The sequence below is a fragment of the Streptomyces sp. SLBN-118 genome, from assembly GCF_006715635.1.
In the GTDB taxonomy this organism is placed as follows: domain Bacteria; phylum Actinomycetota; class Actinomycetes; order Streptomycetales; family Streptomycetaceae; genus Streptomyces.
The window spans coordinates 922,176-948,754 of record NZ_VFNP01000001.1 but is presented as its reverse complement, the minus strand read 5'-3'; the positions used below and the strand labels follow the sequence as shown (position 1 = coordinate 948,754).

Here is a 26,579-nt window from a genome sequence, read left to right as displayed (position 1 = left end):
CGCCGGTGACCGGCACACAACCCATTTGCCGCCCCACGGAACCGGTGACGTCAGCCGCCCGGAGCGTCCTGCCCACAGCCGATGACGCCGTGGCCCACACCCTCCTCAACTGTCTGCTCCGCGAGGTCTCCGGCCCCGAGCGCGAGAGTGCCGTCATCGACGGCCATCTCCTGCTGCGTCTGCCACGGCGAGGGGTGCTGCTGAGGGTGGCCCTTCGCCGTACGTCCCTCATCGGAGCGCACCGCTTCCAGGGCCCGGTGGCCGAACAGACCGGCAGCGGCTGGACCGAACTCGGCTGGCGCCGCCTCGCCGAGTACACCCATGCCGAGCTCTCGCTCCGTACCGGCGCGCGCAACGACGAGTTCCTGGCCCAGGTCGACGCGAGCCATCAGGGCGTCCGCGCCGCCCTGGCCGCGCCGCGCCCGCCGCTCACCGGAGGGCCGCAGGCCACCTACCTGGCATCCGAGCAGTCCCTCGCGCTCGGCCACCGCTTCCACCCCACCCCCAAGGCCCGCAGCGGCGATCCCGCCCTCTGGTCCGCATACGCTCCCGAAGCCGCAGCCGCCTTCCCGCTCCGGCTGCTCGCCGTACGGGAGCAGCTGATCGTCCAGGAATCGGCCGAGCCAGGCGCGACCGACCCGCTGGACCGGTTGCACGCCGTCCCGGCGGGCTTCCGGCTGCTGCCCGCGCACCCGTGGCAGTACGAGCTGCTCCACGGACACCCTGCGTTGCGGGCGGCCCTGGCCCAGGGCGACATCCTCGACCTGGGCCCCGGCCGCACCCTGTTCGCCGCCACCGCGTCCGTCCGCACTCTCTACGACGGCGACACCTTCCTGAAGTTCAGCCTCAATGTGCGCATCACCAACTGCCTGCGCAAGAACGCCAGTTACGAGCTGACGGGCGCGGTCGCGCTCACCCGCCTGCTCGGACCGGTCTTCGCCGACCTTGCCGCCCGCTTTCCCGGCAGCGGCCTGCTCCGCGAACCCGCCTATCGCAGCCTCGCACTCCCCGGCCCGGACGGGCGGCCCGACCTCGCACTGCTCGAAGGCTTCGGCGTGATCGTCCGCGAAGGCCTTGCCGGCCATCTGGTGCCCGGCGCCACCCCGCTGCTGGCCGCCGCCGTCGCCGACGAATACCCCACGGGCCCCGCCCACATCTCACGGCTGCTGGCCGGCTCGGACCCCGCAAGCGCCCTGAGCTGGTGGCGCACATACCTCGCGCTGCTCGTCCCGCCCGTCCTCGCCGCCTACTTCGACCACGGCCTGGTCCTCGAACCGCACCTCCAGAACGTCGTCGTCTGTGTCGGCGCCGACGGCAGACCCGTCCGCGTCCTGTTCCGGGACCTGGAGGGCACCAAGCTCGTCGCCGGGCACCACACCGACAGCCTGGCCGGGCTGCCGCCCAAGGTCGCGGGCCCGCTGACGTACGACGCGGAACGCGGCTGGGACCGGGTCGTCTACTGCCTCGTCGTGAACCATGTGTCCGACATGCTCGCCGCCCTCGCCGATCTCCACCCGGAGACCGAGGCGGCGCTGTGGTCCCTGGTCCGGCGGGCGCTCCAGGAGTACGCGGACGAGCACGGCTGCCCGGCCCGGCTCGGCGCCCTGCTGGCCGGAGCGCCGCTGCCCGCCAAGGCCAACCTGCTCACCCGCTGGGAGCGCACCGCCGACCGCGATGCGGGCTATGTGCGCCTGCCGTCACCCTTCGGCGACGACATTCTTCCCGTGGACGTGCTCTCCGCAGCGACCCGCACCGATGATTTCTGGAGCGCCCGATGACCGTCCTCACACCGCCGGTGCGCGATCGCGCCCTGTCGCTCCCGTCCCAGTCCCTGCCCGCCTATCTCTACGACCTCGGCGCGCTGCGCAGGCATGCCGCGTCCGTCCGCTTGGTGCTGCCCGACCGCGTCGAGCTGTACTACGCCGCCAAGGCCAACCCGGAACCGGAGATCCTGGCGGCGCTCGCCCCGTACGTGGACGGCTACGAGGTCTCGTCGGGCGGCGAACTCGCCCATGTCGCCAAGATCGTCCCGGAGCGTCCGCTCGCCTTCGGCGGCCCCGGCAAGACGCCCGCCGAGATCACCGCGGCGCTGGACCTCGGCGTGGAGCGCTTCCATGTCGAGAGCCTGCACGAGCTCAGGATGCTGGCGGATCTGGCCCTGCTGCGGGCTGATGCCGCGCCCGTCGGCGTACTGCTGCGCTTCAACCTTCCGCTCGCCGACGCATCTCTCCAAGCCAGTGCGCTGTCCATGGGCGGCCGCCCGACGCCGTTCGGCCTCGACCCCCTCCAGGCGGACGCCGCGGTCCGCCTCCTGACCGACGGCACCTCCCCGCACCTTGAACTCATCGGCATCCACGCCCACTTGGCCAGCGGCCTCGACGCCACCCGCCACCTCGACGCCGCCGAGTCCATCGTCACCTGGGCCACGCGCCTGGCCGTCCGCCACACCGTCGACCTGCGCGAGGTGAACGTCGGCGGCGGCATGACCGTCGACTACGCCGCCCCCGAAGCCCGCTTCGACTGGCCCGCCTACGGCGCGGGCCTCGCCCGCCTCACCGACGCCCACCCCGGTCTCACGCTGCGCATCGAGCCGGGCCGCTCGCTGACCGCCTACTGCGGCTGGTACGCCACCGAAGTGCTGGACGTGAAGCTCAGCCACGGCGAGGAGTTCGCGGTCGTACGCGGCGGCACGCACCATCTGCGCACCCCGGCGACCAAGGGCCACGACCAGCCCTGTGTGGTTCTTCCGGTCGATGGCTGGCCGCACTCATGGCCGCGGCCGGTGGCCCGGCAGCATCTGGTCACCTTGGCAGGCCAGCTGTGCACGCCCAAGGACATCCTGGCCCGCCGGGTCCCGGCGGCGGGCCTACGGGCGGGCGACCGTGTGGTGTTCGCGCTGGCGGGGGCGTACGCGTGGAACATCTCGCACCACGAATTCCTGATGCACCCGCGGCCGGGCTTCCACTTCCTGGACGCCTGACCGGGAGAGCCCGGCGATCCGCTGCCTCTCAGGGAGCACTGTCGATCAGGAGCTGCGGCTCCTTGACGCCCGCCAGCCGCGCGAAGCCCAGCGCGTAGCTGCGCAAGTTCGTTTGTACGGTGCGCAGTTCGGCGCGGCAGTCCGCATCGTCCGGCCAGGCCGACTCGGGCCCGTCCGGTGCGGCCTTCTCGTAGGCCAGCAGGCGCGGATGCCACTTCGAGAGGAACGGGCGCAGCTCCCGGTTGAGCATGGTGATGGCAAGGTACTCGACGGTCGGGCCTCCGGAGAGCGGGACGGAAGGCCGCCCGGCCTTCAGTGCCTCGCGCGTCGTGGCGAACAGACCGTACAGCGAGGTGAGAGTCTCGCGGACCAGGCCGTCGTCCTGCTTGAGGGGCTGGGTGCTCACCCGGGTGACGGTCTCCACGAACAAGCGCCATGCCACCTGCCTCGACTCGTCGTTGACCATGAAGGTCAGCTGGCTGAACTGCGGCACTGTGACCGTCACTTCGGTCAGCCGCGCGGCGCGGCCGTAGACCTGGAACATCAGGACGCTGGCGGCACCCGCGATGCCGCCGGTGACGACGAAGAGATCGCGGCCTGAGAGCCGGGTGACCCCGAAAAGGGCGAATCCTGTGGCGGCGCCTATGAGGACGGAGAAGAGCAGTCGGGCGACCGGAGTGCGTAAGACCTGGCTCATACGGTCCGTTCGGTGCGGTGTGTTGGGCTGTCGCGTCACAGTAGTTCCTGTTGGCGCTCGGCGAGTTGGCGATTCTCACCGTACCGGCTCCTCGGGGGGCGTACATGGCGCAGCTCGGGGGTGGCATGCGGCGGGATGATCAACGTCGTGCATGCTGGCCGGATGACCGTGCTCTCCGGCTTCCTGCCCATCTGGGCGATCACTGCGGTCGGTTGGGCGGCGGGCCGGTTCGATGTGCTTGGTGCTCGGTGCTTGGTGCTCGGTGCTCAGGCGCAGGGCGTGCTGGGACGGTTCGCCTTCGCGTTCGCCATGCCCGCGCTGCTCTTCCTCACGCTGTCCAGGTCACGGGTGTCTCAGCTGGCCCGTCCCGGCGTGGCGGTCTTCGCGGCGAGCCTTGTCATCGTGTTCGCGGTGGGGCTGCTGTGGGCGTGGGGGCTGACGGCTCGCGCCCCAACAGGAATAGGTTGAGCTCCATGAGCAATCTCGATCGTCAGGCCGCCCTCTCCGTCTGCGGCGGTCGTGGCTTTGTCGTCGCCGAGCCCGTCCGTGAACTTCTCAGCCCCCGCCGGGTCCAACTCGGCGAGTCCACCGTGGTCCGCCGGCTCCTGCCCAACCTCGGCCGCCGGATGGTCGGCGCCTGGGCCTTCGTCGATCACTACGGGCCCGACGACATCGCCGACGAGCCCGGCATGCAGGTCCCGCCCCACCCGCACATGGGCCTCCAGACGGTCAGCTGGCTCCACGACGGCGAGGTGCTGCACCGAGACAGCACCGGCGGCCTCGCCACGATCCGGCCCCGCGAACTGGGCCTGATGACCTCGGGCCGCGCGATCAGCCACTCCGAGGAGAGCCCCAAACCGCACGCCCGCTTCCTGCAGGGAGCCCAGCTCTGGGTCGCGCTGCCCGACGAGCACCGGAACGTCGAGCCGCATTTCCAGCACCACACCGACCTGCCGACGGTCACCGCGCCCGGCTTGAGCGCCACGGTCATCCTCGGCGAACTGGCGGGCGCCGCCTCGCCGGGCACCACCTACACCCCGATCGTCGGCGCCGACCTGGCGCTCACCAGCGGTGCCGAACTGAACCTGCCGCTGGACCCCGACTTCGAGTACGCCGTACTCGCCATGTCGGGCGAGGCTCATGTCGACGGCGTGCCCGTACTGCCCGGCTCGATGCTCTACCTCGGCTGCGGCCGCACCGAACTCCCGCTGCGCGCCGAATCCGACGCCGGTCTGGTGCTGCTCGGCGGCGAGCCGTTCGAGGAGGAGATCGTCATGTGGTGGAACTTCGTGGGCCGTTCGCACGAGGAGATCGAGCACGCCCGCACGGACTGGATGACCGGCTCCCGCTTCGGCGAGGTGAAGGGGTACGACGGGGGGCCGCTGGCTGCTCCCGAACTCCCGCCGGTGGCGCTCAAACCGCGCGGACGGGTGCGTTGAACCGGGGTTACAGATCGCCGTCTCGTTGTCGGACGGTGGGGCTGGGCAGACGCTCGGGAACAGTCCGCCGGTGCTCCGGCGGACTGTTCCCGACTCCCGGCGGTCAGTGCCGGGTCTTGGTGTGCCAGACGGGGTCGCCCGTGCTGGTGTAGATCACCACGTTGCCGTCGGCCTGGACCGCGAGCTTGGCGCCCGGGTTGCCGGCGGTCGAGGACGCCCACACCGGCTGGTTGTCCGGCGTGTAGATCACCAGGTTGCCGTCCTCCTGGAAGACAGCGCGAGCGCCCCGGGTGGCCGGGTTGTTCGAGGCCCAGCGAGGGTTCTCCCGCTCGTCGAAGACCACGAGCTTGCCGTCGTCCTGGAGTGTCAGCTTCGCCTTGCCCGCGTCGACTTCGTCACCGATGTCGATGACGGAGACGGCCGAGATCTCGTGGTTGCCGTTCTCCGCGACCCGGACCTTGATCTTCGGGGTGTCGTCCGACAGCTTGCCGTCGGCCAGCCGGTCGAGGGTCGACAGTGAAGGCGTGAATGCGTACACCGCTCCCTCGGTCCGTACGAACTGCTCGAACCGCACCTGCTTGCCGGCGAACGTGACATCGGTCGTCGGGCCGATCATCGGGTCCGCGCCGACCTCTGGATCACGCTTCGGAAAACCGGTTTCGATGACCCAGTCCTTCTGGATGAACTCGAACTGCCTCACCAGGTCGGCCTGGTAGCTGACGAAGACCAGACCGCGAGCGGCGTCAGGACCGTGGCCGCCCGCTCCCGCCGGGTCGAAGGGCAGGCCGTAGGGGATGCCACGGCGCATGATGCGCCGGCCGTCGAGGTTGCCCTTCTCCGGTACGGGCTTCTCGCCCTTCTGGAACAGGAGCCCGTCCCGGGGGTTGGTCTTGCGGAGGTGGGAGAAGAGCGGGGTGATCTCCCCTTCCAGGTCGTTGGCAAAGCTGATGTCGTTGTCGTTCGCCGCTTCCGCGTCGGAGGGCATGTCGGCGTGCGGACACTTCGCCACAGGTGTGCCCGAACGCCAGCGCCCGACCATCCGGGCCGCCAGCCACTCCGTGGTGGCCTCCGGGGGCACGGCCTTCGCGTTCTTCAGCTCCTTCAGCCGCGCTCCGATCTGCGCCCACCAGCCCGGAACGTCCTGGCCGAGCCTGCGCACCACATGGAACGAGCCGTTCCGCGCCCAGTCCGGCAGATCGGAGGGCTTGCCGCTGACGGTCTCCTCACCGACGACGAACTCGCCGGCCGGGATGATCCTGGTGCCCGGGTGCCCCTTCTTCCACTCCGGGCGCATGGGGTCGGGCTCGTCAAATCCCTTGACGGCCGGCTCGCTGATGCCGTCCTTGAAGCCGAAGTGCTCCTTGCCCCTGCGGTCCCCGAGCAGAGTCCCGCCGTCCTGCTCGAAGATGATCACAACCTTGTGGACGGAGGCTTCCTGCCGTTCCTGGGCGAGGGCCGCGCGGAGGTCCTCGACCCTGTCGGCCGCGATGGTGAGCACCGCGTGGACTGGCTGTGCGTTGCTGTCGCCGAAGAGCCAGTTCTCCGGGGAGTTGTCCCCGGTGTCCCCGAGCATTCCGGCGCGCACGGCCGAGCCCTGCTTGAACGCGTGCTGTGTCGTGCCTTCCGCCGTACCGGGGAAGGGGTCCATGCCCGTCAGCGTCTGCATGCCGCCATGGGTGAAGCTGACGCTGCGCCATACGGCGGTCAGAGCCTTGGGGTCGTCACCGCCCGTGTTGCCGCGTGCCTTGCTGAAGGCCGCGTTGAACGCGGCGACCTGCCGGGTCGTGGCGATGCGCGGCTTCAGGCGACGCAGCCAGGTGCGTGCCCGTGTCGCGTCGTCGAACTTCAGGAACAGCAGCTGTACGTGGTCCTTCTTGAAGCCGGCGAGCACATCGCCCTGGATTTCCGTGCTCTCCCGCAGTGCCAGGTCTGTCATCGTGTCTCCAGTTCCTCGGGTTATCGGGCATGGGATTCCTGCGTCGGGCAGCGGGCGGCGTCAGCCTGTGTTCGGCGGGCCGAAGGACACGAACTTGGCGACGCTCGGTACGCCGTCCTCGTTGAGGAGGAAGAGCATGTAGTAGCCCGGTGGCGCGGCTTCCGCCGTGGGCGGCGCCTGCAGTTCGAGGGATCCGTCGGTACGGCTCTTGATGCGGACGTCGAGATGGCGCTGGCTGAAGTTCACCGCATGGGTCGCGGTCGTCGGGGCCAGCAGGACGGCTCGCTTGATGTCCGCGGCGTCCGACGTCAAGACCGTGAAGCGGTCGTCGTAGCGGACTGTGCCCCGGGGCACCGCAGAGAGGTCGGGGCGCGCACCGTTGTGCAGATAAGCCGGCTCGTAGATCTCGATGGAGCCGTCCATGTCGTCTTTGATGTCGGGGTCGTTGGCGATCTGCTGCGCCTCGTCGCCGGTGACCATGATGCGTCCGTCGGGCAGGACCACGGCGTTGGAGTGGTAGCCGCGCGGCAGCCGCTGGGCGGGCCCGAGCTTCCAGTTGCCGTCGGCGTCGCGCATCTCGGTCTGCCGGTACTTCAGGTCGGCGTTGGGGTTGTAGAGCCCGTTCCCGTAGTCGCGGATGTCGTAGGCGCCGTTGACGGTGAACAGCGTTCCGTCGGGCAGGATCAGGGTGTCGTCCTGCGTACGGCCGAAGGCGCGGGCGTCCCTCGTCTTCCACTGGCCTCCGACGAGCTGGTACGTGTTCGGGTCGTCCCGGTCGCCGCCGAGGACGAGGACGGAGTCGGGGCCCTTGAAGCCGGCGGGCAGCGGTACCGCGGAGCCGTAGTTGCGCAGGAGGGCGCCGGGCCGGTCGGGCAGGCTCGTGCGGGTCTCGGTGACCGGGTTGAAGAGCCACTGCTGATTGCGGTCGCGGCCGAGGCCGTAGATCTTGCCGTCACGCAAGGAGAACAGATGCGGATAGTCGTGCTTGTACGGGGCTTCCGCCTTGAAGACGTCCACGGGCACGTTCTCGGGGACGTCGGTCTTCGTGGTCGGGACCGGGTGGCCGAGTGCCGGGAAGCGTTCCACGACGGGCGTGGGCGTGCCCCAGCCGATCTCCGACTGCCCGGACATGATGAGGATCCGCCCGTCGGCACCGGTCACGGTGCTCGGGTACCAGCGGCCCACGGACATCTGCTCGTTGAGCGACCAGGTCTCCGTCCAGGGGTCGAAGACGAGGGACAGTTTGGCGCCGGAGCCGTGGTTGCCGCCGAGATTGCCGCCGAAGACGCCGAGCATCCCGTTGGGCAGAAAGGCGTGACCGGCGCAGAAGAACGGCGCGGGACGGGGTTCGTTCTTGCCGTCCGGCATGTTCACGGTGGGCGGCGTGACCTCCTTGAACGCGTCGGGGCCGCGGCCCTTGGCCGGGTCCCACAGATGCGCCCGGCCCGCGTTCTCCTTGCCGATGATCTCGGTGGGGGCGGTCTCCTTCGTGGGGTTGGTCTCCATCCTCTCGAAGGAGAACATCAGGACCTTGCCGGTGGGCAGTTGCGCCACGTGCACGGCGAAGTCGGGTGACGGGAAGTACTCCTTGAAGGCGCCGTACTCCTGCGCGCTGAACGTGGAGTTGTGCTGCGCCTGGGACTTGGTGAGCGACTCCAGCCGTGCCGTACGGGTCGGCTGTGGGTAGTCGCCGAGGTCCGCGACCCCCTTGCGGGCCCTGGCGTGTGCCTCGGCGTGCTCCTGGCCGAGGACGGCGGCCTCGGCCTTGTCGACGGCGACTTTGCCGCCGGTGTCACGTTCCGTCTCAGGGGTGACGGAACGCGGGTCCGACGCGCCGTCGTGAGCGGTGGCGGGGAGGGCGGTGGCGAGGGGGGTGGTCAGGGCGGAAATGACGGCACAGGCGGAGATCAGCCTGGACAGCCGTGGTCGTGACATGGGACTCCTCATGGCCTGTCGGCCTCCGCGTGCATGACTGTCCCCGCGGGGGCGGGGCGTGAAGATGTAGACGGAATAGGCCGAATGTTACTGACTGTAACATGTGAACACACAGGGTAATCGTGTGCAAGTACGGAGAGTCAGTGTTCGACCGGGCGGGCGTATGTTTCCGGGCCGGTCGGGGCGGTGGGTCGGCCTTCAGCGCACAGGTGGGCGCGGGCTTCGTCCGTGCCGTCGGGCAGGTTCTGCGGGGCCGGGTGAATGTCTGCTATTTCCCGGTATGGCGAACCGTCGCGTGCCAGACTGGACGTAGAGGGAAGCGGCAACCGGAGACGCCGGGCCTCGCGTCTGATTCCCGAACCGTCGCGCGCAATGTGCATGTGCTCGGGAGGACCGTCGAAACATCAGCCGTGGCCCGGTTACTCCGTGACACGGCATCAGGGCGTGGCGGTGCGCTGTTCATCACAGGAGAGCCGGGGGTGGGACGGACCACCCTGCTCCGCAGGATCCTCACCCTCGACGCCACCTTCCGATCGGCGTACTTGGCGGGCACTGCCGCCGAATCATCACCGCGGACCACCGCTGCTCCGCCGCCACGTCCGCAATCCGCCCGGCTGTCAGCGGCGTACCGGAACTGCGGCTGGGACCGCTGGACCCGGCCGACGCGCGGACCCTGCTCCAGCAGTCCGCCCCGTCTCAGCTCCGGCGTTATGTCGCCGAGCGGCTGATCGCCGTCGCGGAGGGCAATTCGCTCGCACTCACTGAACTGCCGGCCGCCCTCACACCGGGCCAGTGTGCGGGAAACGTGCCGCTCGACGACCCGCTCATGGCCGGAGCCGCCGAGCACGTACCGGTGCTGCTGGGAAAGGCAGTGGCTCTTGCGTGTGAGCCCCGGATCCGTTGTGCGGATCCGGGGCACAACCTGTTCAGGCCGCCTCGGGAAAGTGGCAGGCGACCTGCCGCGGTTCGCCCGGTGCGGCGGTCCGCAGCAGTGGCGCCTCGGTCCGGCACACGGCCTGGGCCTTGGCGCAGCGCGGGTGGAAGGTGCAGCCCGGTGGGGGAGCGGCCGGGCTCGGCGGGTCGCCGAGGAGCGTGATGCGCTCACGGGCCCGCTCGGCCGCGGGGTCGGGCAGGGGCACCGCGGAGAGCAGCGCCCGGGTGTAGGGGTGGGCCGGGGCCGCGTACACCCTTTCCTTGTCGCCGATTTCGACGATCCGGCCGAGGTACATGACGGCGACCCGGTCACATACCCGCTTGACGACCGAGAGGTCGTGGGCGATGAAGACGTACGCGAGCCCCAGTTCCTGCTGGAGCCGTTCCATGAGGTTGACGATCTGGGCCTGCACGGAGACGTCGAGGGCGGAGACGGGTTCGTCGGCGACGACGAGCCGGGGGTTGGTGGCGAGCGAGCGGGCGATGCCGATGCGCTGCGCCTGGCCGCCGGAGAACTCGTGCGGATAGCGGTCGATGTGCTCGGGGATGAGCCCCACCAGGTCCATCAGCTCGGCCGCGCGCTTGCGTGCCATGGCCGCTGAACTCCCCTGCGCCAGCAGGGGATCGGAGATGATCCTGGCCACGGTCTGGCGTGGGTTGAGGGAGGAGTGCGGGTCCTGGAAGACCATCTGGAGCTTGCGCCGCAGGGGTTTGAGCTTGCGCTGGGAGAGGTGGCTGATGTCGTGGCCGTCATAGCTGATCGTGCCTGTGGTGGGTTCGAGCAGCCGTACGATCATGCGGCCGGTGGTGGACTTGCCGCAGCCCGACTCCCCGACCAGGCCCAGCGTTTCCCCGGGTGCCACGTCGAAGCTGATGCCGTCCACGGCCCGCACGGGAGCCGCACCGCGACGCCTTCCAGGGAAGGCCATCGTGACATCCCGCACGCTGAGGAGTGGCTGAGCTGTACTGGTCATGAGGGGACGCCTTCGTACGCGGGGAAGTGGCAGGCGGCCGGATGGCCGACCGGTCCGGAGAGCAGGGGCCGCTCGGTGTCGCAGCGCAGCCGCTCGCTGGGAGAGCCGTCGGCCGCCCGGACGCAGCGGGGCGCGAACGCACAGCCGGATGCGGGGGCCAGCAGGGACGGGGGGCTGCCGGGGATCGCTCGCAGCGGCACGTCGTCGGCGTCGTCGAGACGAGGAAGCGAGTCGAGCAGGCCCCTGGTGTAGGGGTGGGCGGGGGTTGCGAACAGGTCGTCCACCGGGGCCTGTTCGGCGGCGCGCCCTCCGTACATCACCAGGACCTCGTGGGCGACCCGGGCCACCACACCCAGATCGTGGGTGATCATGACGACGGCAAGCTCGCGCTCCTCCTGCAGTCGGGCGATCAGCTCCAGGATCTGGGCCTGGACGGTGACGTCGAGGGCGGTGGTCGGTTCGTCCGCGATGAGCAGCTCGGGCTCGCAGGCGAGCGCCATTGCGATCATCACGCGCTGCCGCATGCCGCCGGAGAACTGGTGCGGATACTCTCCGGCGCGACGCTCGGGCTCGGGGATACCGACCTCGGCGAGCATCTCCACGGCCCGTCTGCGGGCCACGGAGCGGCGGGAGTTGAAGTGGACCCGGTGGTGTTCTGAGATCTGCTCACCGACCGTGTAGTACGGGTGGAGGCTGGAGAGCGGGTCCTGGAAGATCATCGCCATCCTGCGGCCGCGCAGGCGGTTCAGCTCCCGCTCCGGGATCCCCACCAGCTCCTGCCCGTCGAGGCTGATCGAGCCGGTGACCTCGGCGCCGGTGTGCAGTCCGAGCACGGCCATCGAGGTCACCGACTTGCCGGAGCCCGACTCGCCGACGATGCCGAGCGTGCGGCCCCGGTGGACGTCGAAGCTGAGCGAGTCCACAGCCCTTACGGGCCCGTGCTTCGTGGCGAAGGTGACATTCAAGTCCCTGACGCTCAACAGAATCTTAAGGTCAGTCATCAGAGCCTCACCCTCGGATCGACGACGGCGTACAGCAGGTCGACAGCCAGGTTGGCCACGACGATGAACGTGGCGGCGAGCAGCGTCACGCCGAGGATGACCGGCTGGTCGCCGCTCGTCAGCGCGCCGTAGAAGAGCCGCCCGATGCCGGGTAGTCCGAAGATGGACTCGGTGATCACGGCACCGGCGAGCAGCCCGCCCAGGTCCATGCCGAAGATGGTCAGGATCGGGGTCATGCCGGCGCGCAGGCCGTGCTTGACGACGACCGTGCGGCGCGGAAGGCCCTTGGAGCGGGCGGTGCGGATGAAGGGCTCCGCCATCGTCTCGATCATCGAGCTGCGGCTCTGGCGCGCGTACATGGCCGCGTACAGGATCGCGAGCGCCAGCCATGGCAGCAGCAGATTGCTCGCCCAGTCCAGGGGATCGGCGCCGAAGGCCACGTACTGCGGATAGGGGAGCAGACCCGCGACCCGGATCAGTCCGTAGATCAGCATCATCGAGGTGAAGTACACCGGCAGGGAGGCGGCGCCGACCGCGCCGACCATCAGGACCCGGTCGACGAGGGTGTCCTTGCGCAGGGCCGCGGTGACCCCGGCGGACAGGCCGAGCAGCAGCCACAGCGCGGCCGCGCCGAACGCGAGCGAGGCGGAGACCGGGAGCCGGTCCATCAGCAGGCCCCAGACGGACTCGCTGTTCTCGTACGAGTAGCCGAGGCAGGGGAAGCCGCAGTGCAGTGCGTACTGGCCGGTGCCGAGGGTGCGGCCGGTGAAGATTCCGCTGAGGAAGTCCCAGAACTGCCGCCAGATCGGCTGGTCGAGGCCCATGTTCGCCCGGATCGCCTCCAGGCGTTCGGCGCTGCACGACTTGCCGCAGGCCGCGGCGGCGGGGTCGGAGGGCAGGACGTAGAAGATGGTGAAGGTGACGGCGGCGATCGCGAGCAGTACTCCGATCACGGCGATCAGCCGGCGGCCGACGTACATGATCATGTGCGGCTTCCCCTCGGGTCGAGGATGTCCCGCAGCGCGTCGCCGAGGAGGGTGAACGCGAGCACGGTCAGGAAGAGACAGATGCTCGGGATGACGAAGTACATGGGGTCCGTGTCGTAGAAGGCGACGCTCTCGGCGATCATCTGGCCCCAGGAGGGGGTGGGCGGGCGGACGCCGACGCCCAGATAGCTCAGGGCCGCCTCGGTGGCGATCATGCCCGGGATGATCAGGGTGGTGTACGCGATGACGGGCCCCGCGACCCCCGGGAGGATGTCACGGGTGAGGATCCGCCAGGGCCCCGAACCGCCCACCCGCGCGGCGTCGACGTATTCGCGGTGCTTGAGCGAGAGCGTCTGGCCGCGGACCACCCGGGCGATGCCGGGCCAGCCGAACAGGCCGATGACGGCGGTCATCAGGACGATCCGGTTGACGTCCTTGGCCACGGACATCATCGCGATCATGAAGATGAGGGAGGGGAAGGACATGGTGAGGTCCATGAGCCGGCTGAGGACCGTGTCGGTGCGGCCGCCGAAGTAGCCGGCCGCGATCCCGGCCGCCGTCCCGGCGACCACGACGATCGCGGTCGCGGTGAAGGCGATCAGCAGGGAGACCTGGGCGCCGTGCAGGACCCGGGCGTACAGGTCTCGGCCCGTGACGGGTTCGACGCCCAGCCAGTGGTCGGCCGAGATCCCGCCGAGCGGACCGATCGGCTGCCCGCCCAGGTAGGGGTCGACGGCGAACTTGTCGAACTCGTCGGGCGACCAGCCGCCGAGCCCGCTGAGCAGCGGGGCGGCGGCGGCCATGACGACGAACAGGACGACAATGACGAGGGAGATCTTGACGGAGGTGCGGCGGCGCAGTTCCGCGCGGGCCAGCTGCCAGGGGCCGCTGCCCGCCGGAACCTCAATCGGTGCGGTTGTGGTGGCCATGATCTGACGAGCCCTCAGCCCTGGCTCTTGGAGGGGTCCTTGAGGCCGACCGAGGCGTAATCGAGCTGACCGCCGAAGGAGGTCTGACCGTAGGCGCCCGCGATGTTGCTGCCGAGCACGAGGGGCCAGCGGCGGACCAGGACGGGTACGGCGGGGGCCTTGGCGAGGATCTCGCCGTCCAGCTGCTGCCAGGCGGTGTTGGCCTGCTTGGCGTCGGTCATGGCGGCGATCTCGTCCATCCGCTTCATCGTCGGCTCGTCGCGGAAGAGCGAGTGGTTGCCGGAGTTGCCCTTCTCCTTGATGTAGCGGCCGTCGAAGACGAACGGCAGGAAGGTGGAGCCGGACGGGTAGTCGGGGCACCAGCCCGTGTACGCGATGTCGGTGCGGTTCTTGGTGTCGCCGATCGTCGCGTAGAACGCCGACGGGTCGACGGTCTCGATGGTCACCTTGATCCCGGCCTTGCCCAGCGACTGCTGGATTGCCTCGGCCCGCCCCTTGTCCCCGGTCGAGACGGTCATCTTCGTCTCGAACCCGTCCGGCTTGCCCGCCTCCTTCAGCAGCTGCTTCGCCTTCTCGACGTCACCGGTCGCGGGAATCCTCAGTGTGTCGGGCTGCTTGCCGTTGAAGAGGGTGGCGGGCATGTAGGCGGTGGACAGGTCATTGAACGCCGGCCCGCCGGAAGCTGTGAGGACCAAGTCCCTGTCGAGCACGTACTGCACCGCCTTGCGGAGCCTCACATCGTTGAACGGGGCCCGGCCGGTGTGCATTTGGACCATGTCCGTGCAGTTGGTCGACTCGGCGATCAGCCGCCCCCGCACCTCCGCGTTGGGCAGCACCTTGGCCGCGCTCTCCGGCCGCAGCGCACCCCAGGAAACGGCGGAGGAGTCGGCGCCCTGGCTGGCGATCAGCCGGTCGTCGATCTGGTTCGCCTTGAGCCCCATCACCATGACCAGCTTGTCCGGATACGCCTTGCGCACCTCGTCGGTCGAGGCGTCCCAGTTGGTGTTGCGCACAAGCACCAGCTTCTTGCCGCGCTGGTACGACTCGATCTTGTACGGACCCGAGGAGAACGGCCGGTTGTCGTACTGAGGCCCCTTGTCCTGCCCCTTGGGTACCGGGGCGAAGGTCGGCATGACGGTGGCGCTGGCGAACTCCGCGAAGGGCTTGCGGAGTTCGAAGACGATCGTGTGGTCGTCGGGCGTCTTGATGGAGCCGAGGTGCTTGCCCCCGGCCGGCCCCTGGTAGCCCTCGGCGCCGGCCAGGTAGCGGGCCGCGTAGTCGGCGCCGCCGGGCAGGTCGGGGGAGAAGGACCGCTCCACGTTGTACTTGATGTCCTGCGCGGTGACGGGCGTGCCGTCCTCGTACTTGATTCCCTGCTTGAGGTGGAAGGTCCAGGTCTTGGCGCCGTTGGAGGAGGTGCCGAGGTCGGTCGCCAGGTCCGGGACGAGTTCACCGCCCGCCGTGCCCGGGGCTGCCTTGTAGGTGACCAGGGTGCGGTAGAGCAGCCGGGTCCCGAACTCCATGTCGCTCATCACCCAGTTGCGGGCGGGGTCCAGGTGGGTGAAGTCCTGGTTGGACAGGACAGTGAGGGTGCCGCCCTTTTGCGGAGTGCCGCCGACTGCCTCGCCCTGGTTGGCGGTCGCCGGGTTCTTGCCTCCGCCGGAGCCCTGGCCCCCGCTCGGGTGCTTTGAGCCGGAACAGCCGGCTGCGCCGAGTGCGATGGTCGCCGCCAGGGCGGTGGCGACGGCGGTGAGGGTGCGCTTGTTCATCAGTGGTCACTCCGAGAACAGTCGGCCAGTCAGAAAACTGGAATGTGACCGGTAACATAGTAATGTGAAATTGTACTCTCAAGGCATTGGCACGTCCGTTACTCATCTGTGTCCGAGGAGGCCCAGTTGAACGAGTCAGTAACAGCCGGGATTGGCGTGGTGAGCCATGATCTGCCCGTCTCATCCGAGTTCGCGTCCTTCATGGCGGGCGACTGGGCGGACACCTCGTTGCCCGAGGAGATCAGGCTGACCGTCGCCGACCTGACCCCCGCCCGGCGCGACCGGCTCTCGGCCCACTTTCCCGGGGAGCGCCTGATCGTCCCTGCGGGAGAACTGAAGGTCCGCTCCAACGACTGTGACTACCGCTTCCGGCCGCACAGTGCCTACACCTGGCTGACGGGCCTCGCCGGAGAGGAGCAGGCTGGGCACGTCCTGGTCCTTGAACCGGACGGGCCGAGCGGTCATGAGGCGGTGCTGTACATCCGGCCCCGCTCCCTGCGCACCGGTGAGGCGTTCTACCGGGACCGCCGCTACGGCGAGTTCTGGGTCGGGCGCCGTCCCGACCTCGCGGAGGCCGAGCGGATGACCGGCATCAGATGTGTACACCTGGACGGGTACGGCGACCTGCCGCCCGGCAGGAACGCGGCATCGGATGCGGAACTTGCCGCAGTGCTGAGCGGGTTGAGGCTGGTGAAGGACGCCTGGGAGCTCGGCCAGCTCCAACTCGCGGTCGACCACACCGTCACCGGCTTCGAAGATGTCGTACGGGCTCTGCCGCGCGCCCTTGCCCATCCGCGCGGCGAGCGCTGGATCGAAGGCGTCTTCGGTCTGCGCGCCCGCGTCGAGGGCAACGGCACCGGCTACGAGACCATCGCGGCCTCCGGCGCCCATGCCTGCGTGCTGCACTGGATACGCAACGACGGGCCGCTGGACGCACGGCAGTTGCTGCTCCTGGACGCGGGTGTGGAGACCGACAGCCTCTACACCGCGGACATCACCCGCACCCTCCCGCTCTCCGGGCGCTTCTCCTCGGTGCAGCAGCAGGTGTACGAACTCGTCCTCGCAGCACAGGAAGCGGGCATCGCGGCCCTGAAGCCGGGCGCGAGCTTCCGTGACTTCCACCGGGCCTGCATGCGGGTGATCGCCGAAGGGCTCAAGGAATGGGGGGTGCTGAAGAGCGCCGAGGGAGACTTCCATCGCCGGTACACCCTGTGCAGCAGCGGGCACATGCTCGGCCTGGACGTCCACGACTGCGCACAGGCGAGGGCCGAGGTGTACCTCGACGGGATCCTGGAGGAGGGGCAGGTCCTGACCGTCGAACCCGGGCTCTACCTCCAGCCCGACGACGAGACACTGCCCCCTGAGTTGCGTGGCATCGGCGTACGCATCGAGGACGATCTGGTGATTACCTCGGAGGGGGCACGACTGATGTCCGACGCGCTGCCAAGGACGCCGGCCGCCATCGAGGCGTGGATGGGCACCCTGCTGGAGGGGTGAGCCGTCGGCGGATCACGCGAAACACTTGGCATCGCCAGTGTAATGTGAAATATTACTAGCGTGCCCACGAGAACCTCGGACCTCATCGTTGTCGGTGCCGGCGTGGTCGGCGCGGCCTGCGCCTACTACGCGGCTCGGGTCGGCCTCTCCGTCACCGTGATCGACCGCGGCCCCGTCGCGGGCGGCACCACGGGGGCCGGCGAAGGCAATCTCCTGGTCTCCGACAAAGAGCCCGGACCCGAACTCGATCTCGCAATGCTGTCCGCCCGGCTGTGGCGGGAGCTGGCCGAACTGCTCCCGCCGCAGATCGAGTACGAGCCCAAGGGCGGTCTCGTCGTCGCCTCCGGTGAGGACGGGATGCGATCGCTGCGCGACTTCGCGGCCGGACAGGAGAAGGCCGGTGTGCGGGCGGAGGAAGTCCCGGGGGACCGGTTGCACGACCTGGAGCCGCATCTGGCTCCCGGCCTGGCGGGCGGCTTCCACTACCCCCAGGATGCGCAGGTCATGCCGGCCCTGGCAGCCGCGCATCTGCTGCGCGCGGGGGGTGATCGGGTGCGTCTTTGCCTCGGCGAGGAGGTCAGGGGCCTGCTGACCGCGGCGGACGGATCGGTGCGGGGGGTGCGTACCGTGGCCGGCGAGGTGCATGCCCCGTACGTGATCAATGCGGCCGGTACCTGGGGTGGCGAGTTCGCCCGGCTCGCGGGCGTCGAGCTTCCTGTGCTGCCGCGCCGCGGTTTCGTACTCGTCACGGAACCCCTGCCGCGCGTGGTGCGGCACAAGGTGTACGCGGCCGACTATGTTGCCGATGTCGCCAGCGGCTCGGCTGCGCTGCAGACCTCGGCGGTGGTCGAGGGCACCCCCGCGGGCCCGGTCCTGATCGGCGCCAGCCGGGAACGGGTCGGCTTCGACGTCACGCTGTCGACCGAGGTGCTGCGCCGCCTGGCGGCACAGGCCACCGCACTGTTCCCGTTCCTGGCCGGGGTCCGGGCGATGCGGACATATGCCGGGTTCCGCCCGTACCTGCCCGACCATCTGCCGGCCATCGGCCCCGATCCACGGGTGCACGGCTTGCTGCACGCCTGCGGTCACGAAGGCGCGGGGATCGGTCTTGCCCCGGCCACGGGGCTGCTCATCGCACAATCACTGGTCGGTGGTGAGCCATCCCTGGACATGGGCCCGTTCAGGCCCGACCGCTTCGAAGTCGCCGTCTGACCCGTCAGCTATGAGAGGAGGCCCGCAGTGGCCCGTACCCCAGCCGAACTGGTGGGAGCGAACCCCGGCCCGTCATTCGAGATCACGATGGACGGCCGCCCGGTCACCGCCCTGCCCGGGCAGTCCGTCGCCGCGGCCCTGTGGTCCGCGGGCATCCTCGCCTGGCGCACCACGCGCAACACCGGCCGCCCGAGGGGTGCCTTCTGCGGCATCGGGCAATGCTACGACTGCCTTGCCATCGTCAATGGGGAGCCCAACCACAGGGCCTGCCTGGTGCCTGCCCGCCCCGGCGACGTGATCACCACCCAGGAGGGACACGGTCATGCCGATCTCGGCGTCTGATCCCTACGACCTCGCGGTGATCGGAGCGGGCTCCGCCGGTCTCGCGGGCGCCGTCACGGCAGCCGGACTGGGCTTGTCCGTGGCCCTGCTGGACGCCTCGCCCCAGACGGGCGGGCAGTTCTACCGGCATCCTGCGCGGGCCATCGGCGCGGCGCGGCCCGAGGCCCTGCACCATGACTGGTCCGCCTTCGCGCAGCTGCGCCGGCGACTGGAGCAGAGCGACGTCAGCCTTCTGCGCGGACACCATGTCTGGGCCGTCACGAAGGAGGAGGGCGCCCTGTGGGCGGTGCACGCCGTCACCGGGGCCGACGGCACGGCGGAGCGGTCGGTGCGGGTGCGGGCCCGTGCGGTGCTGCTCGCGACCGGGGCGTACGAACGCCAACTGCCCTTTCCCGGCTGGACCTTGCCGGGTGTCGTGGGTGCCGGGGGAGCGCAGGCCATGCTCAAGTCCGGCTTGGTGCTGCCCGGTAAGCGCGTTGTCGTGGCGGGCAGCGGGCCCCTGCTGCTCGCGGTCGCCTCCTCGCTCGCCACCGCCGGCGCGCAGGTCCCGGCCGTGATCGAGGCGTCCGGCTATCTGGGGTACGCCCGCCATCCCCGCGCGCTCGCGGCCAACCCGCGCAAATGGGTCGAGGCGGCGGTCCACGGTGCCGCTCTGCTCCGGCATCGCGTACGGGTGCGGCTGCGCAGCGCGGTCACCGAGGTGCATGGCACCGACCGGGTGGAGGCCGTCACCGTCAGTCGCCTCGACCTCGACTGGCGTCCCGTCCAGGGGTCGGGGCGCCGGATCGAGTGCGACGCGCTGGCCGTCGGGCACGGCCTGGTCCCCCAGATCGAACTGGCCACCGCACTCGGCTGCGCCACCCGCCCGCTGCCCGACGGAACATCCGCCGTGGCTCTGGACGGGCTTCAGGAAACCTCTGTGCGCGGTCTGTGGGCCGCAGGGGAGACCGGAGGAGTCGGTGGCGCGCAGCTCGCCCGCTCGGAAGGGGAACTGGCCGGGCTCGCGGCGGCTGCCAGACTGTACGGGCGCCCTGTGCGCGAGGAGCGCGTTCGCGAGCTGCAACGTCGCCGGGACCGGATGCGCGCCTTCGCCGATGCGATGGCCCTCAGTCATGCACCGGCAGCGGGCTGGACCAGCTGGCTGACCGACGGCACGGAGGTGTGCCGCTGCGAGGAAGTGACGGCAGGACGCATCCGCGAAGCCGTCACCGACCTCGGGGCCCGCGACGCACGTACCGTCAAACTGCTCACCAGAGCCGGCATGGGCTGGTGCCAGGGACGGATGTGCGGCGCGGCTGTGGCGTGCCTCGCGGCACGCGGGGGTGCCGTGGAGCCGCCCGTCGAACGCCGTCCGTTCGCTGTGCCCGTTCCGCTCTCGGCACTCGCTTCGCTCGACGAACCCACCGGGGTCCGTACAGACTCGGCACCGGGCGTCGGCGACTGATCCGCGTTTGGCCTTGTGGGCACCGCACATTCACCAGTAAAATGTCACACACTATAGAAGGGTTGACCTGACATGATGGCCACCACCTGGAACAGTACGCGCCCCTGGCGCGGGATCATGGTCGCCACCGCGGTGCCACTGCGGGACGACCTGTCCGTCGACTACGACGCGTACGCCGAGCACGTCTCCTGGCTGATCGAGAACGGCTGCGACGGTGTCGTACCCAACGGCTCGCTCGGCGAATACCAGACCCTCACCGACGAGGAGCGGGCGCGCGTGGTGCGCACCGCGGTCGATGCGGCGGGCGGCGCGCGGGTCATGCCCGGCGTCTCCGCCTACGGCAGCGCCGAGGCCCGGGGCTGGACGGAGCAGGCGGGCGAATCGGGCTGCGGCTCGGTCCTCCTGCTGCCCCCGAACGCCTACCGGGCCGACGAGCAGGCCGTGCACGCCCACTACGCCGAGGTCGCCCGGTCCGGGGTCCCGGTCGTCGCGTACAACAATCCGCTCGACACCAAGGTGGATCTCACGCCCGGCATGCTGGCCCGGTTGCACCAGGACGGCAATATCGTCGCCGTGAAGGAGTTCACCGGCGATGTACGGCGCGCATACGAGATCGCCGAACTCGCCCCGGAACTGGATCTGCTGATCGGCGCGGACGACGTCCTGCTCGAGCTCGCCATGGCCGGTGCGGTCGGCTGGATCGCCGGCTACCCCAACGCCTTCCCCGCCAGCTGCGCCGAGCTGTACCACGCCGCTGTCGCCGGCGACCTGGACACCGCCCTGCCGCTCTACAAGTCCCTGCACTCGCTGCTGCGCTGGGATTCGAAGACGGAGTTCGTCCAGTCCATCAAGCTGTCCATGGACATCGTGGGCCGCCGCGGTGGCCCCTCCCGCCCGCCGCGCTTCCCGCTCACGGGGGCGATCGAGGCGGGCGTGCGGGCCGCCACCGAGAAGGCCGTCGCCGACGGCCACCACTGACACCCGCCCGCTGACCGAAAGGAAGCCCGTGCGTACGCGCCATGTCTTCCACGCAGTCGACTCACACACCGAGGGCATGCCCACGCGGGTGATCACCGGTGGCATCGGGGTCATCCCCGGCGCCACCATGGCCGAGCGCAGGCTGCACTTCATCGAGCACCTCGACCACATCCGGACGCTCCTGATGTACGAGCCACGTGGCCATGCCGCCATGAGCGGTGCCATCCTCCAGCCGCCCACCCGCCCCGACGCCGATTTCGGAGTCCTCTACATCGAGGTCTCAGGGCTCCTCCCGATGTGCGGACACGGCACCATCGGGGTCGCCACCGTACTCGTCGAGACGGGCATGGTGCCGGTGAGCGAACCGGTCACCACGGTCCGGCTCGACACCCCGGCGGGGCTCGTGACCGTCGAGGTCCAGGTGGCGGACGGCGCGGCCACAGCCGTCACGTTCACCAATGTGCCGGCCTTCTGCGCGGCTCTGGACAACAAGATCTCCGTGCCCGGCCACGGCACGGTCACCTATGACCTGGCGTTCGGCGGGAACTTCTACGCCTTCGTGGAACTCGACGCGCTGGGGCTGCCGTTCGACCGCACGCGCAAGGACGAGCTGTTGGCCGCCGGGCTGGCCATCATGGACGCGATCAACGCCTCGCCACAGCGGCCCGTGCACCCCGAGCAACCGGAGATCGCCGGAGTCAAGCATGTGTACCTGGCCGCTTCCGGCTCCAACGCCCGCCATTCCCGGCATGCGATGGCCATCCATCCCGGCTGGTTCGACCGCTCCCCGTGCGGCACGGGCACGTCGGCCCGGATGGCCCAGCTGTACGCGCGCAGGCAACTGCCCCTCGGCCGCGACTTCGTCAACGAGTCCTTCATCGGAACCCGCTTCACCGGCCGCCTGATCGAGAAGACCACTGTCGGCGGGCTGCCCGCCGTCGTGCCGACCGTTACCGGCCGCGCCTGGATCACCGGCACCGCCCAGTACTTCCTCGACCCGGACGACCCCTTCCCCGGAGGTTTCCTCCTGTGACCGCCACCGAATCCCTCATCGCATCGCGCAATCCGGCCGACCCGTCCGACGTACTCCTGCAGATTCCGGCGCCCGGCGCCTTCGCGGCGGTCGACGCCGTGGACCGGGCGCGCGCCGCCCAGCCGGGATGGCTGCTCGGCGGGGCGGCCGCCCGCTCGGCCGCCCTCGGTGAGGTCGCCGACGCCATCGATGCCGCGGAGGCCGAGCTGACCGCGCTCGCCGTCCGGGAGGTGGGCAAGCCCCGCGCCGAAGCCCGCGCCGAAGTCGTCCGCACGGCTGCGATCTGGCGCTACTACGCCCAGGCCCCCTACGAGCCCGTCGGCGCCGTCCACGAGACCGCCGTGGGCCCCGGCCTGCTGCTCACCCGCCGCCGGCCGCACGGCGCGGCCGGACTGATCACGCCCTGGAACTTTCCCTTCGCCATTCCGAGCTGGAAGGCCGCCCCGGCGCTCGCGGCCGGGAACGCGGTCGTCCTCAAGCCCGCCCCCGAGGCCACCGCCTGTGCCGGGCGCCTGGGCGAGATCATCCAGCGGGCCCTGCCGGCAGGGGTGTTCACCGTCCTGCCCGGCGGGGCGACCGAGGGGAACGCGCTCGTCTCCTCCGCCGATGTCGTCTCCTTCACCGGTTCGACCGCCGTGGGCCAGGCCGTCGCGCGTGCCGCCACGGCCCGGGGCATCCCGGTCCAGGCCGAGATGGGCGGCCTGAACGCGGCCATCGTCCTCCCGGACGCGGACATCGAGCAGGCCGCAACCCACATCGCCGCCTCGATCGCCGGGTACGCGGGCCAGAAGTGCACCGCCACCAGCCGGGTGATCGCGGTCGGCGCGGCCCTGGACCCCCTGCGCGAGGCGCTCTCGGAGGCACTGCGGGCCGTCCAGGTCGGCGATCCGTCCGATGCGGCGACTGTGTGCGGGCCGCTGATCAACCAGCACGCCCGCGACCAGGTCTGCGACGCCTGGCACGGCCTGTGCGCGCTGGCCGGCGGCACCGTGCCCGACAGGCCTGGCTGGTATGCGGCCCCGACTCTGGTCGAGAAGGTCCCCCCGGGGCACCGGCTGCTGCGCGAGGAGGTCTTCGGACCGGTCGCGGCGCTGCTGCCCGCCGACGACCTGGCCCACGCGGTCCGGATCGGCAACTCGGTGCCGTACGGCCTGGTCACTTCGGTGCACACCGCCGACCTGGACACGGCCCTGCACGGGTTCGACCGGCTCGACACCGGGATGATCAGGATCAACGCGCCGTCCACCGGCGTCGACTTCCACCTGCCGTTCGGAGGCGCCAAGACATCCAGCCACGGGCCGCGCGAACAGGGCCGGGCGGCACTGGAGTTTTACACCTCCAGCCGGACCTACACCCTGTCACCTGCAAGAACAATATGACATTGTAGGATGCCGACCTGCTCGGCATGAAAGGATCACCACCGTTATGGGGCACCTGAAGCACCGCGATCTCAGCGCCACCCGGGAGCGGCTGCGTGACCAGGTCGCCCACGCTCTGCGGGCCGCCCTGATCTCCGGTGAGCTGCGGCCCGGTGAGGTGTATTCGGCGCCGGTCCTTGCCGAGGACTTCGGTATCTCCGCCACGCCCGTGCGGGAGGCGATGCTCGACCTGGCCCGTGAGGGCCTGGTCGAGCCCGTGCGCAACAAGGGCTTCCGGGTCACCGAAGTCAACGAGCGCGACCTCGATCAGTACACCGAGATCCGTGCGCTGATCGAGATCCCCATGGTCGGCCGGATCACCCGCAGCGCCACACGCGAGGATTTGGAAGCGCTGCGCCCGGTCGCCGAGGAGATCGTCCGGGCCGCCCGTGACCACGACCTGATCGGATACCTGGAGGCCGACCGGCAGTTCCATCTGACGCTCCTCGCCCTCTCCGGCAACGACCGCCTCGTCGAGACCGTCGGTGACCTGCGCAAGCGCTCGCGCCTGTACGGGCTCACCGCCCTGGACGAGCGAGGCGAGCTGATTCCCTCGGCCGAAGAGCACCTGGAACTCCTCGACCTGATGCTCGCGGGCGATGCCAAGGGCGCGGAGAAGTGCATGGCCAGGCACCTGGGACATGTCCGCTCGCTCTGGGCCAAGAGCGAGACCGCGGCGAAGTCCGGCAGGGTGCGGGCCCGGTCGGGGCAAACCGCAGCCCACTGAGACGGCAGGGGCCCTCCATAACCTGGGGTTATGGGGAGGCGGGGGCTCCCCGCCGACGGCTGGTCACAGCATGCTGACTGTGAAATGTCACACTTCATGCTGCGGCCCCCTGGGCCAAGAAAGGGACCATGAATCCCGCCAACGCGACCGTCGACCACGTCGTCACCGTTCCCCTGGACCACTCCGCCCCGGGCGGGCCGGACATCCAGATCTTCGCCCGCGAGGTCGTCGACCCGGCTCGTACGGGCGAGCGGCTGCCCTGGCTGCTCTATCTGCAGGGCGGTCCGGGCGGCAAGTCGCCCCGCCCGTCAGCCGGTTCACCCGGCTGGCTGGCCAGGGCGCTCAAGACCCACCGGGTGCTCCTGCTCGACCAGCGAGGCACGGGCCGTTCCACACCGGTCACCGCTCGGGTCGCCTCCCGCTTCGGTTCCCCCGCCCGGCTCGCCGCGTATCTCGGCCACTTCCGTGCCGATTCGATCGTTGCCGACGCCGAACTGATCCGCCGTCGCCTCTGCGGTGACGAACCCTGGGAAACGCTCGGCCAGAGCTACGGCGGCTTCATCACCCTCACCTACCTCTCCCGGGCGCCCGAGGGCCTGCGGGCCTGCTACGTGACCGGTGGTCTTCCCGGGCTCGCCGCCACCGCCGACGACGTGTACGCCCGCACCTACCCACGGGTCCGGGACCGGGTCCTTGATTTCTATGCCCGCTACCCGCAGGACGCCTCCCGCCTCCGCAAGATCTCCGATCTCCTCGCGACCGGAGCGGTCCGGTTGCCCGATGGGGACCGGCTCACCACCCGCCGTCTGCGCACCCTCGGCCTCGCCCTCGGCATGGGCGACGGCTTCGAACGGCTCCACTGGCTGCTCGATGAATCCGTGGACGCCGATGGCGAGTTGACCGACACCTTCCTCCATCAGGTGATGAACCAGACCGGCTTCACCGACAACCCGCTGTTCGCCGTGATGCAGGAGACGCTCTACGGGCAGGGCGCCGGCCCGACCGGCTGGGCAGCCTCCCGGGCCCTCGCCGACTTCTCCGAATTCACCGAAGAGGCGGACCCCCTCCTCCTGACCGCAGAAATGATCTACCCCTGGATGTTCCGCGAGATCACGGGCCTACGGCCCTTCGCGGACGCTGCCGACCTACTGGCCGAACACACAGGCTGGCCGCCGCTGTACGACCCCCACCGCCTCGCCGCCAACGAGGTCCCCCTCGCGGCGATCGTCTACCACGACGACATGTACGTCGACGCCGGACTCTCCCTGCGCACCGCGCGCGAGGTCCGCGCCACCCGTGTATGGGTCACCAATGAGTGGGAACACGACGGGATCTCCTCCTCCGGAGGCCGGGTGCTGGCCCGCCTGATGGACCTCGCCGCAGGCCGCGCGTAACCCACCCGTCCTGTCCGTCGACTACCACGCAGCGCAACGCGCACAGCTGTGCCCCGGCTCCACGGCAGCCGGGACACAGTCCTTTGTCGCGGGCCGCACGAACAGGGCCGCGCCGACCTGGAGTTCTACACCTCCAGCCGGACGCACACCCTGTCACCTCCCAAAACAACGTGACACTGTACGTTGGGTTCATACCGAACCGAAGGGATCATCACCTCCATGGGGCACCTGAAGCACACCGATCTCAACGCCACCCGGGAGCGGCTGCGCGACCAGGTGAGCAGCGCCCTTCGGGCCGCCCTGATCTCCGGAGAGCTCCGTCCGGGCGTCGTGTATTCGGCGCCGACGCTCGCTGAGGACTTCGGCGTCTCCGCCACGCCCGTGCGGGAGGCGATGCTCGACCTCGCCCGCGAGGGCCTGGTCGAGCCCGTCCGTAACAAAGGCTTCCGGGTCACCGAAATCAACGAGCGCGACCTCGATCAGTACACCGAGATCCGCGCCCTGATCGAGATCCCCACGGTGGGCCGGATCACCCGCAGCGCCACACGCGAGGAGTTGGAAGCGCTGCGCCCGGTCGCCGAGGAGATCGTTCGGGCGGCCCGTGACCACGACGTGATCGGGTACCTGGAGGCCGACCTGGAGTTCCATCTGACGCTCCTCGGCCTTTCAGGAAACGACCGCCTCGTCGAGACCGTCGGTGACCTGCGCAAGCGCTCGCGCTTGTACGGGCTCACCGCCCTGGACGAGGGCGGCGAGCTGATTCCCTCGGCCGAGGAGCACCTGGAGCTCCTCGACCTGATGCTCGCGGGTGACGCGAAGGGTGCGGAGAAGTGCATGGCCAGGCACCTGGGACATGTCCGCTCCCTGTGGGCGGGCAGGGGCGAGACGTCCTCGGCCGGAACCAAGCGAGCGGCGCGCGGCACGGGGAAGCGCTCCGCCTGAATTGTCGGGCGTA

General features: G+C 69.9%; 23 protein-coding genes. 15 read left to right on the top strand and 8 right to left on the bottom strand.

What is annotated here, in order from left to right; translation table 11 throughout:
* Positions 1-5 precede the first annotated feature (5 nt).
* On the top strand, positions 6-1,778 hold the full coding sequence (locus FBY35_RS04405) for an IucA/IucC family siderophore biosynthesis protein (RefSeq protein WP_399208231.1): 1,773 nt from the start codon (positions 6-8) through the stop codon (positions 1,776-1,778).
* Positions 1,775-2,980: a type III PLP-dependent enzyme gene (locus FBY35_RS04400; protein ID WP_142212519.1), complete on the top strand. Its 1,206-nt coding sequence runs from the start codon at positions 1,775-1,777 to the stop codon at positions 2,978-2,980. The genes FBY35_RS04405 and FBY35_RS04400 overlap by 4 nt, the downstream gene beginning before the upstream one ends.
* Positions 2,981-3,008: 28 nt before the next feature.
* On the opposite strand, the gene FBY35_RS04395 is transcribed toward FBY35_RS04400, so the two are convergent.
* Positions 3,009-3,677, bottom strand: a complete 669-nt coding sequence (locus FBY35_RS04395; protein ID WP_142212517.1) for a transmembrane 9 family protein — start codon at positions 3,675-3,677, stop codon at positions 3,009-3,011.
* 162 nt (positions 3,678-3,839) lie between these two features.
* Here FBY35_RS04395 and FBY35_RS04390 point away from each other — a divergent pair, with 162 nt between their 5' ends.
* Together FBY35_RS04390 and FBY35_RS04385 are read left to right on the top strand one after the other, a co-directional pair.
* Positions 3,840-4,145, top strand: coding sequence for a hypothetical protein (locus FBY35_RS04390; RefSeq protein ID WP_142212516.1), 306 nt, complete (start codon positions 3,840-3,842; stop codon positions 4,143-4,145).
* A gap of 5 nt (positions 4,146-4,150) precedes the next feature.
* On the top strand, positions 4,151-5,116 hold the full coding sequence (locus tag FBY35_RS04385) for a pirin family protein (protein ID WP_142212515.1): 966 nt from the start codon (positions 4,151-4,153) through the stop codon (positions 5,114-5,116).
* A gap of 103 nt (positions 5,117-5,219) precedes the next feature.
* Here FBY35_RS04385 and FBY35_RS04380 read toward each other — a convergent pair whose 3' ends face one another.
* Complete coding sequence (locus FBY35_RS04380) at positions 5,220-7,052, bottom strand: Dyp-type peroxidase (RefSeq protein WP_260848510.1); 1,833 nt, start codon at positions 7,050-7,052, stop codon at positions 5,220-5,222.
* A gap of 60 nt (positions 7,053-7,112) precedes the next feature.
* Positions 7,113-8,987, bottom strand: a complete 1,875-nt coding sequence (locus FBY35_RS04375) for a glyoxal oxidase (protein ID WP_142212514.1) — start codon at positions 8,985-8,987, stop codon at positions 7,113-7,115.
* A gap of 122 nt (positions 8,988-9,109) precedes the next feature.
* Here FBY35_RS04375 and FBY35_RS37935 point away from each other — a divergent pair, with 122 nt between their 5' ends.
* The gene (locus FBY35_RS37935) at positions 9,110-9,715 is read left to right on the top strand and encodes an ATP-binding protein (protein WP_399208230.1); all 606 of its coding nucleotides are present in this window, start codon (positions 9,110-9,112) and stop codon (positions 9,713-9,715) included.
* A 198-nt stretch (positions 9,716-9,913) separates the two neighbouring features.
* On the opposite strand, the gene FBY35_RS04365 is transcribed toward FBY35_RS37935, so the two are convergent.
* The 5 genes from FBY35_RS04365 to FBY35_RS04345 are packed head-to-tail and all read right to left on the bottom strand — an operon-like array spanning position 9,914 to position 15,579.
* The gene (locus tag FBY35_RS04365) at positions 9,914-10,894 is read right to left on the bottom strand and encodes an ABC transporter ATP-binding protein (RefSeq protein WP_142212512.1); all 981 of its coding nucleotides are present in this window, start codon (positions 10,892-10,894) and stop codon (positions 9,914-9,916) included.
* Entirely contained in the window at positions 10,891-11,895 is a 1,005-nt protein-coding gene (locus tag FBY35_RS04360) for an ABC transporter ATP-binding protein (protein ID WP_142212510.1), read from the bottom strand. The genes FBY35_RS04365 and FBY35_RS04360 overlap by 4 nt, the downstream gene beginning before the upstream one ends.
* Positions 11,895-12,881 carry an ABC transporter permease gene (locus tag FBY35_RS04355; RefSeq protein WP_142212509.1) on the bottom strand — a complete coding sequence of 329 codons (987 nt, stop codon included), beginning with the start codon at positions 12,879-12,881 and terminating at the stop codon, positions 11,895-11,897. The genes FBY35_RS04360 and FBY35_RS04355 overlap by 1 nt, the downstream gene beginning before the upstream one ends.
* A complete protein-coding gene (locus FBY35_RS04350) occupies positions 12,878-13,810 on the bottom strand; it encodes an ABC transporter permease (protein ID WP_142212508.1) in 933 nt (310 codons plus the stop codon). Before FBY35_RS04350 ends, FBY35_RS04355 begins: the two co-directional genes overlap by 4 nt.
* A 14-nt stretch (positions 13,811-13,824) precedes the next feature.
* Positions 13,825-15,579, bottom strand: a complete 1,755-nt coding sequence (locus FBY35_RS04345) for an ABC transporter substrate-binding protein (protein WP_142212507.1) — start codon at positions 15,577-15,579, stop codon at positions 13,825-13,827.
* Positions 15,580-15,705: 126 nt separating this feature from the next.
* Here FBY35_RS04345 and FBY35_RS04340 point away from each other — a divergent pair, with 126 nt between their 5' ends.
* From FBY35_RS04340 to FBY35_RS04295, 10 genes are all read left to right on the top strand, one after another.
* Positions 15,706-17,076: an aminopeptidase P family protein gene (locus tag FBY35_RS04340; RefSeq protein ID WP_260848509.1), complete on the top strand. Its 1,371-nt coding sequence runs from the start codon at positions 15,706-15,708 to the stop codon at positions 17,074-17,076.
* Positions 17,077-17,136: 60 nt separating this feature from the next.
* On the top strand, positions 17,137-18,288 hold the full coding sequence (locus FBY35_RS04335) for an FAD-binding oxidoreductase (RefSeq protein ID WP_142212506.1): 1,152 nt from the start codon (positions 17,137-17,139) through the stop codon (positions 18,286-18,288).
* 27 nt (positions 18,289-18,315) lie between these two features.
* The gene (locus tag FBY35_RS04330) at positions 18,316-18,630 is read left to right on the top strand and encodes a (2Fe-2S)-binding protein (RefSeq protein WP_142212505.1); all 315 of its coding nucleotides are present in this window, start codon (positions 18,316-18,318) and stop codon (positions 18,628-18,630) included.
* Complete coding sequence (locus tag FBY35_RS04325) at positions 18,611-20,074, top strand: NAD(P)/FAD-dependent oxidoreductase (protein ID WP_142212504.1); 1,464 nt, start codon at positions 18,611-18,613, stop codon at positions 20,072-20,074. The genes FBY35_RS04330 and FBY35_RS04325 overlap by 20 nt, the downstream gene beginning before the upstream one ends.
* A 72-nt stretch (positions 20,075-20,146) precedes the next feature.
* Positions 20,147-21,052, top strand: a complete 906-nt coding sequence (locus FBY35_RS04320) for a dihydrodipicolinate synthase family protein (protein ID WP_142212503.1) — start codon at positions 20,147-20,149, stop codon at positions 21,050-21,052.
* A gap of 28 nt (positions 21,053-21,080) precedes the next feature.
* On the top strand, positions 21,081-22,085 hold the full coding sequence (locus FBY35_RS04315) for a proline racemase family protein (protein WP_142212502.1): 1,005 nt from the start codon (positions 21,081-21,083) through the stop codon (positions 22,083-22,085).
* Positions 22,082-23,464, top strand: a complete 1,383-nt coding sequence (locus FBY35_RS04310) for an aldehyde dehydrogenase (RefSeq protein ID WP_142212500.1) — start codon at positions 22,082-22,084, stop codon at positions 23,462-23,464. Before FBY35_RS04315 ends, FBY35_RS04310 begins: the two co-directional genes overlap by 4 nt.
* A 46-nt stretch (positions 23,465-23,510) precedes the next feature.
* The gene (locus FBY35_RS04305) at positions 23,511-24,230 is read left to right on the top strand and encodes a GntR family transcriptional regulator (RefSeq protein WP_142212499.1); all 720 of its coding nucleotides are present in this window, start codon (positions 23,511-23,513) and stop codon (positions 24,228-24,230) included.
* Positions 24,231-24,358: 128 nt separating this feature from the next.
* Positions 24,359-25,624: an alpha/beta fold hydrolase gene (locus FBY35_RS04300; RefSeq protein ID WP_142212498.1), complete on the top strand. Its 1,266-nt coding sequence runs from the start codon at positions 24,359-24,361 to the stop codon at positions 25,622-25,624.
* A gap of 219 nt (positions 25,625-25,843) precedes the next feature.
* Positions 25,844-26,566, top strand: a complete 723-nt coding sequence (locus tag FBY35_RS04295) for a GntR family transcriptional regulator (RefSeq protein ID WP_142212497.1) — start codon at positions 25,844-25,846, stop codon at positions 26,564-26,566.
* Positions 26,567-26,579: the final 13 nt, after the last annotated feature.

Coding starts and splice junctions, on each gene's coding strand:
- FBY35_RS04320 (WP_142212503.1), top strand. CDS start 20,147: ATGATGGCCACCACCTGGAACAGTACGCGCCCCTGGCGCGGGATCATG.
- FBY35_RS04300 (WP_142212498.1), top strand. CDS start 24,359: ATGAATCCCGCCAACGCGACCGTCGACCACGTCGTCACCGTTCCCCTG.
- FBY35_RS04355 (WP_142212509.1), bottom strand. CDS start 12,881: ATGATCATGTACGTCGGCCGCCGGCTGATCGCCGTGATCGGAGTACTG.
- FBY35_RS04295 (WP_142212497.1), top strand. CDS start 25,844: ATGGGGCACCTGAAGCACACCGATCTCAACGCCACCCGGGAGCGGCTG.
- FBY35_RS04380 (WP_260848510.1), bottom strand. CDS start 7,052: ATGACAGACCTGGCACTGCGGGAGAGCACGGAAATCCAGGGCGATGTG.
- FBY35_RS04305 (WP_142212499.1), top strand. CDS start 23,511: ATGGGGCACCTGAAGCACCGCGATCTCAGCGCCACCCGGGAGCGGCTG.
- FBY35_RS04325 (WP_142212504.1), top strand. CDS start 18,611: ATGCCGATCTCGGCGTCTGATCCCTACGACCTCGCGGTGATCGGAGCG.
- FBY35_RS04350 (WP_142212508.1), bottom strand. CDS start 13,810: ATGGCCACCACAACCGCACCGATTGAGGTTCCGGCGGGCAGCGGCCCC.
- FBY35_RS04385 (WP_142212515.1), top strand. CDS start 4,151: ATGAGCAATCTCGATCGTCAGGCCGCCCTCTCCGTCTGCGGCGGTCGT.
- FBY35_RS04360 (WP_142212510.1), bottom strand. CDS start 11,895: ATGACTGACCTTAAGATTCTGTTGAGCGTCAGGGACTTGAATGTCACC.
- FBY35_RS04345 (WP_142212507.1), bottom strand. CDS start 15,579: ATGAACAAGCGCACCCTCACCGCCGTCGCCACCGCCCTGGCGGCGACC.
- FBY35_RS04375 (WP_142212514.1), bottom strand. CDS start 8,987: ATGTCACGACCACGGCTGTCCAGGCTGATCTCCGCCTGTGCCGTCATT.
- FBY35_RS04395 (WP_142212517.1), bottom strand. CDS start 3,677: ATGAGCCAGGTCTTACGCACTCCGGTCGCCCGACTGCTCTTCTCCGTC.
- FBY35_RS04390 (WP_142212516.1), top strand. CDS start 3,840: ATGACCGTGCTCTCCGGCTTCCTGCCCATCTGGGCGATCACTGCGGTC.
- FBY35_RS04400 (WP_142212519.1), top strand. CDS start 1,775: ATGACCGTCCTCACACCGCCGGTGCGCGATCGCGCCCTGTCGCTCCCG.
- FBY35_RS04365 (WP_142212512.1), bottom strand. CDS start 10,894: ATGACCAGTACAGCTCAGCCACTCCTCAGCGTGCGGGATGTCACGATG.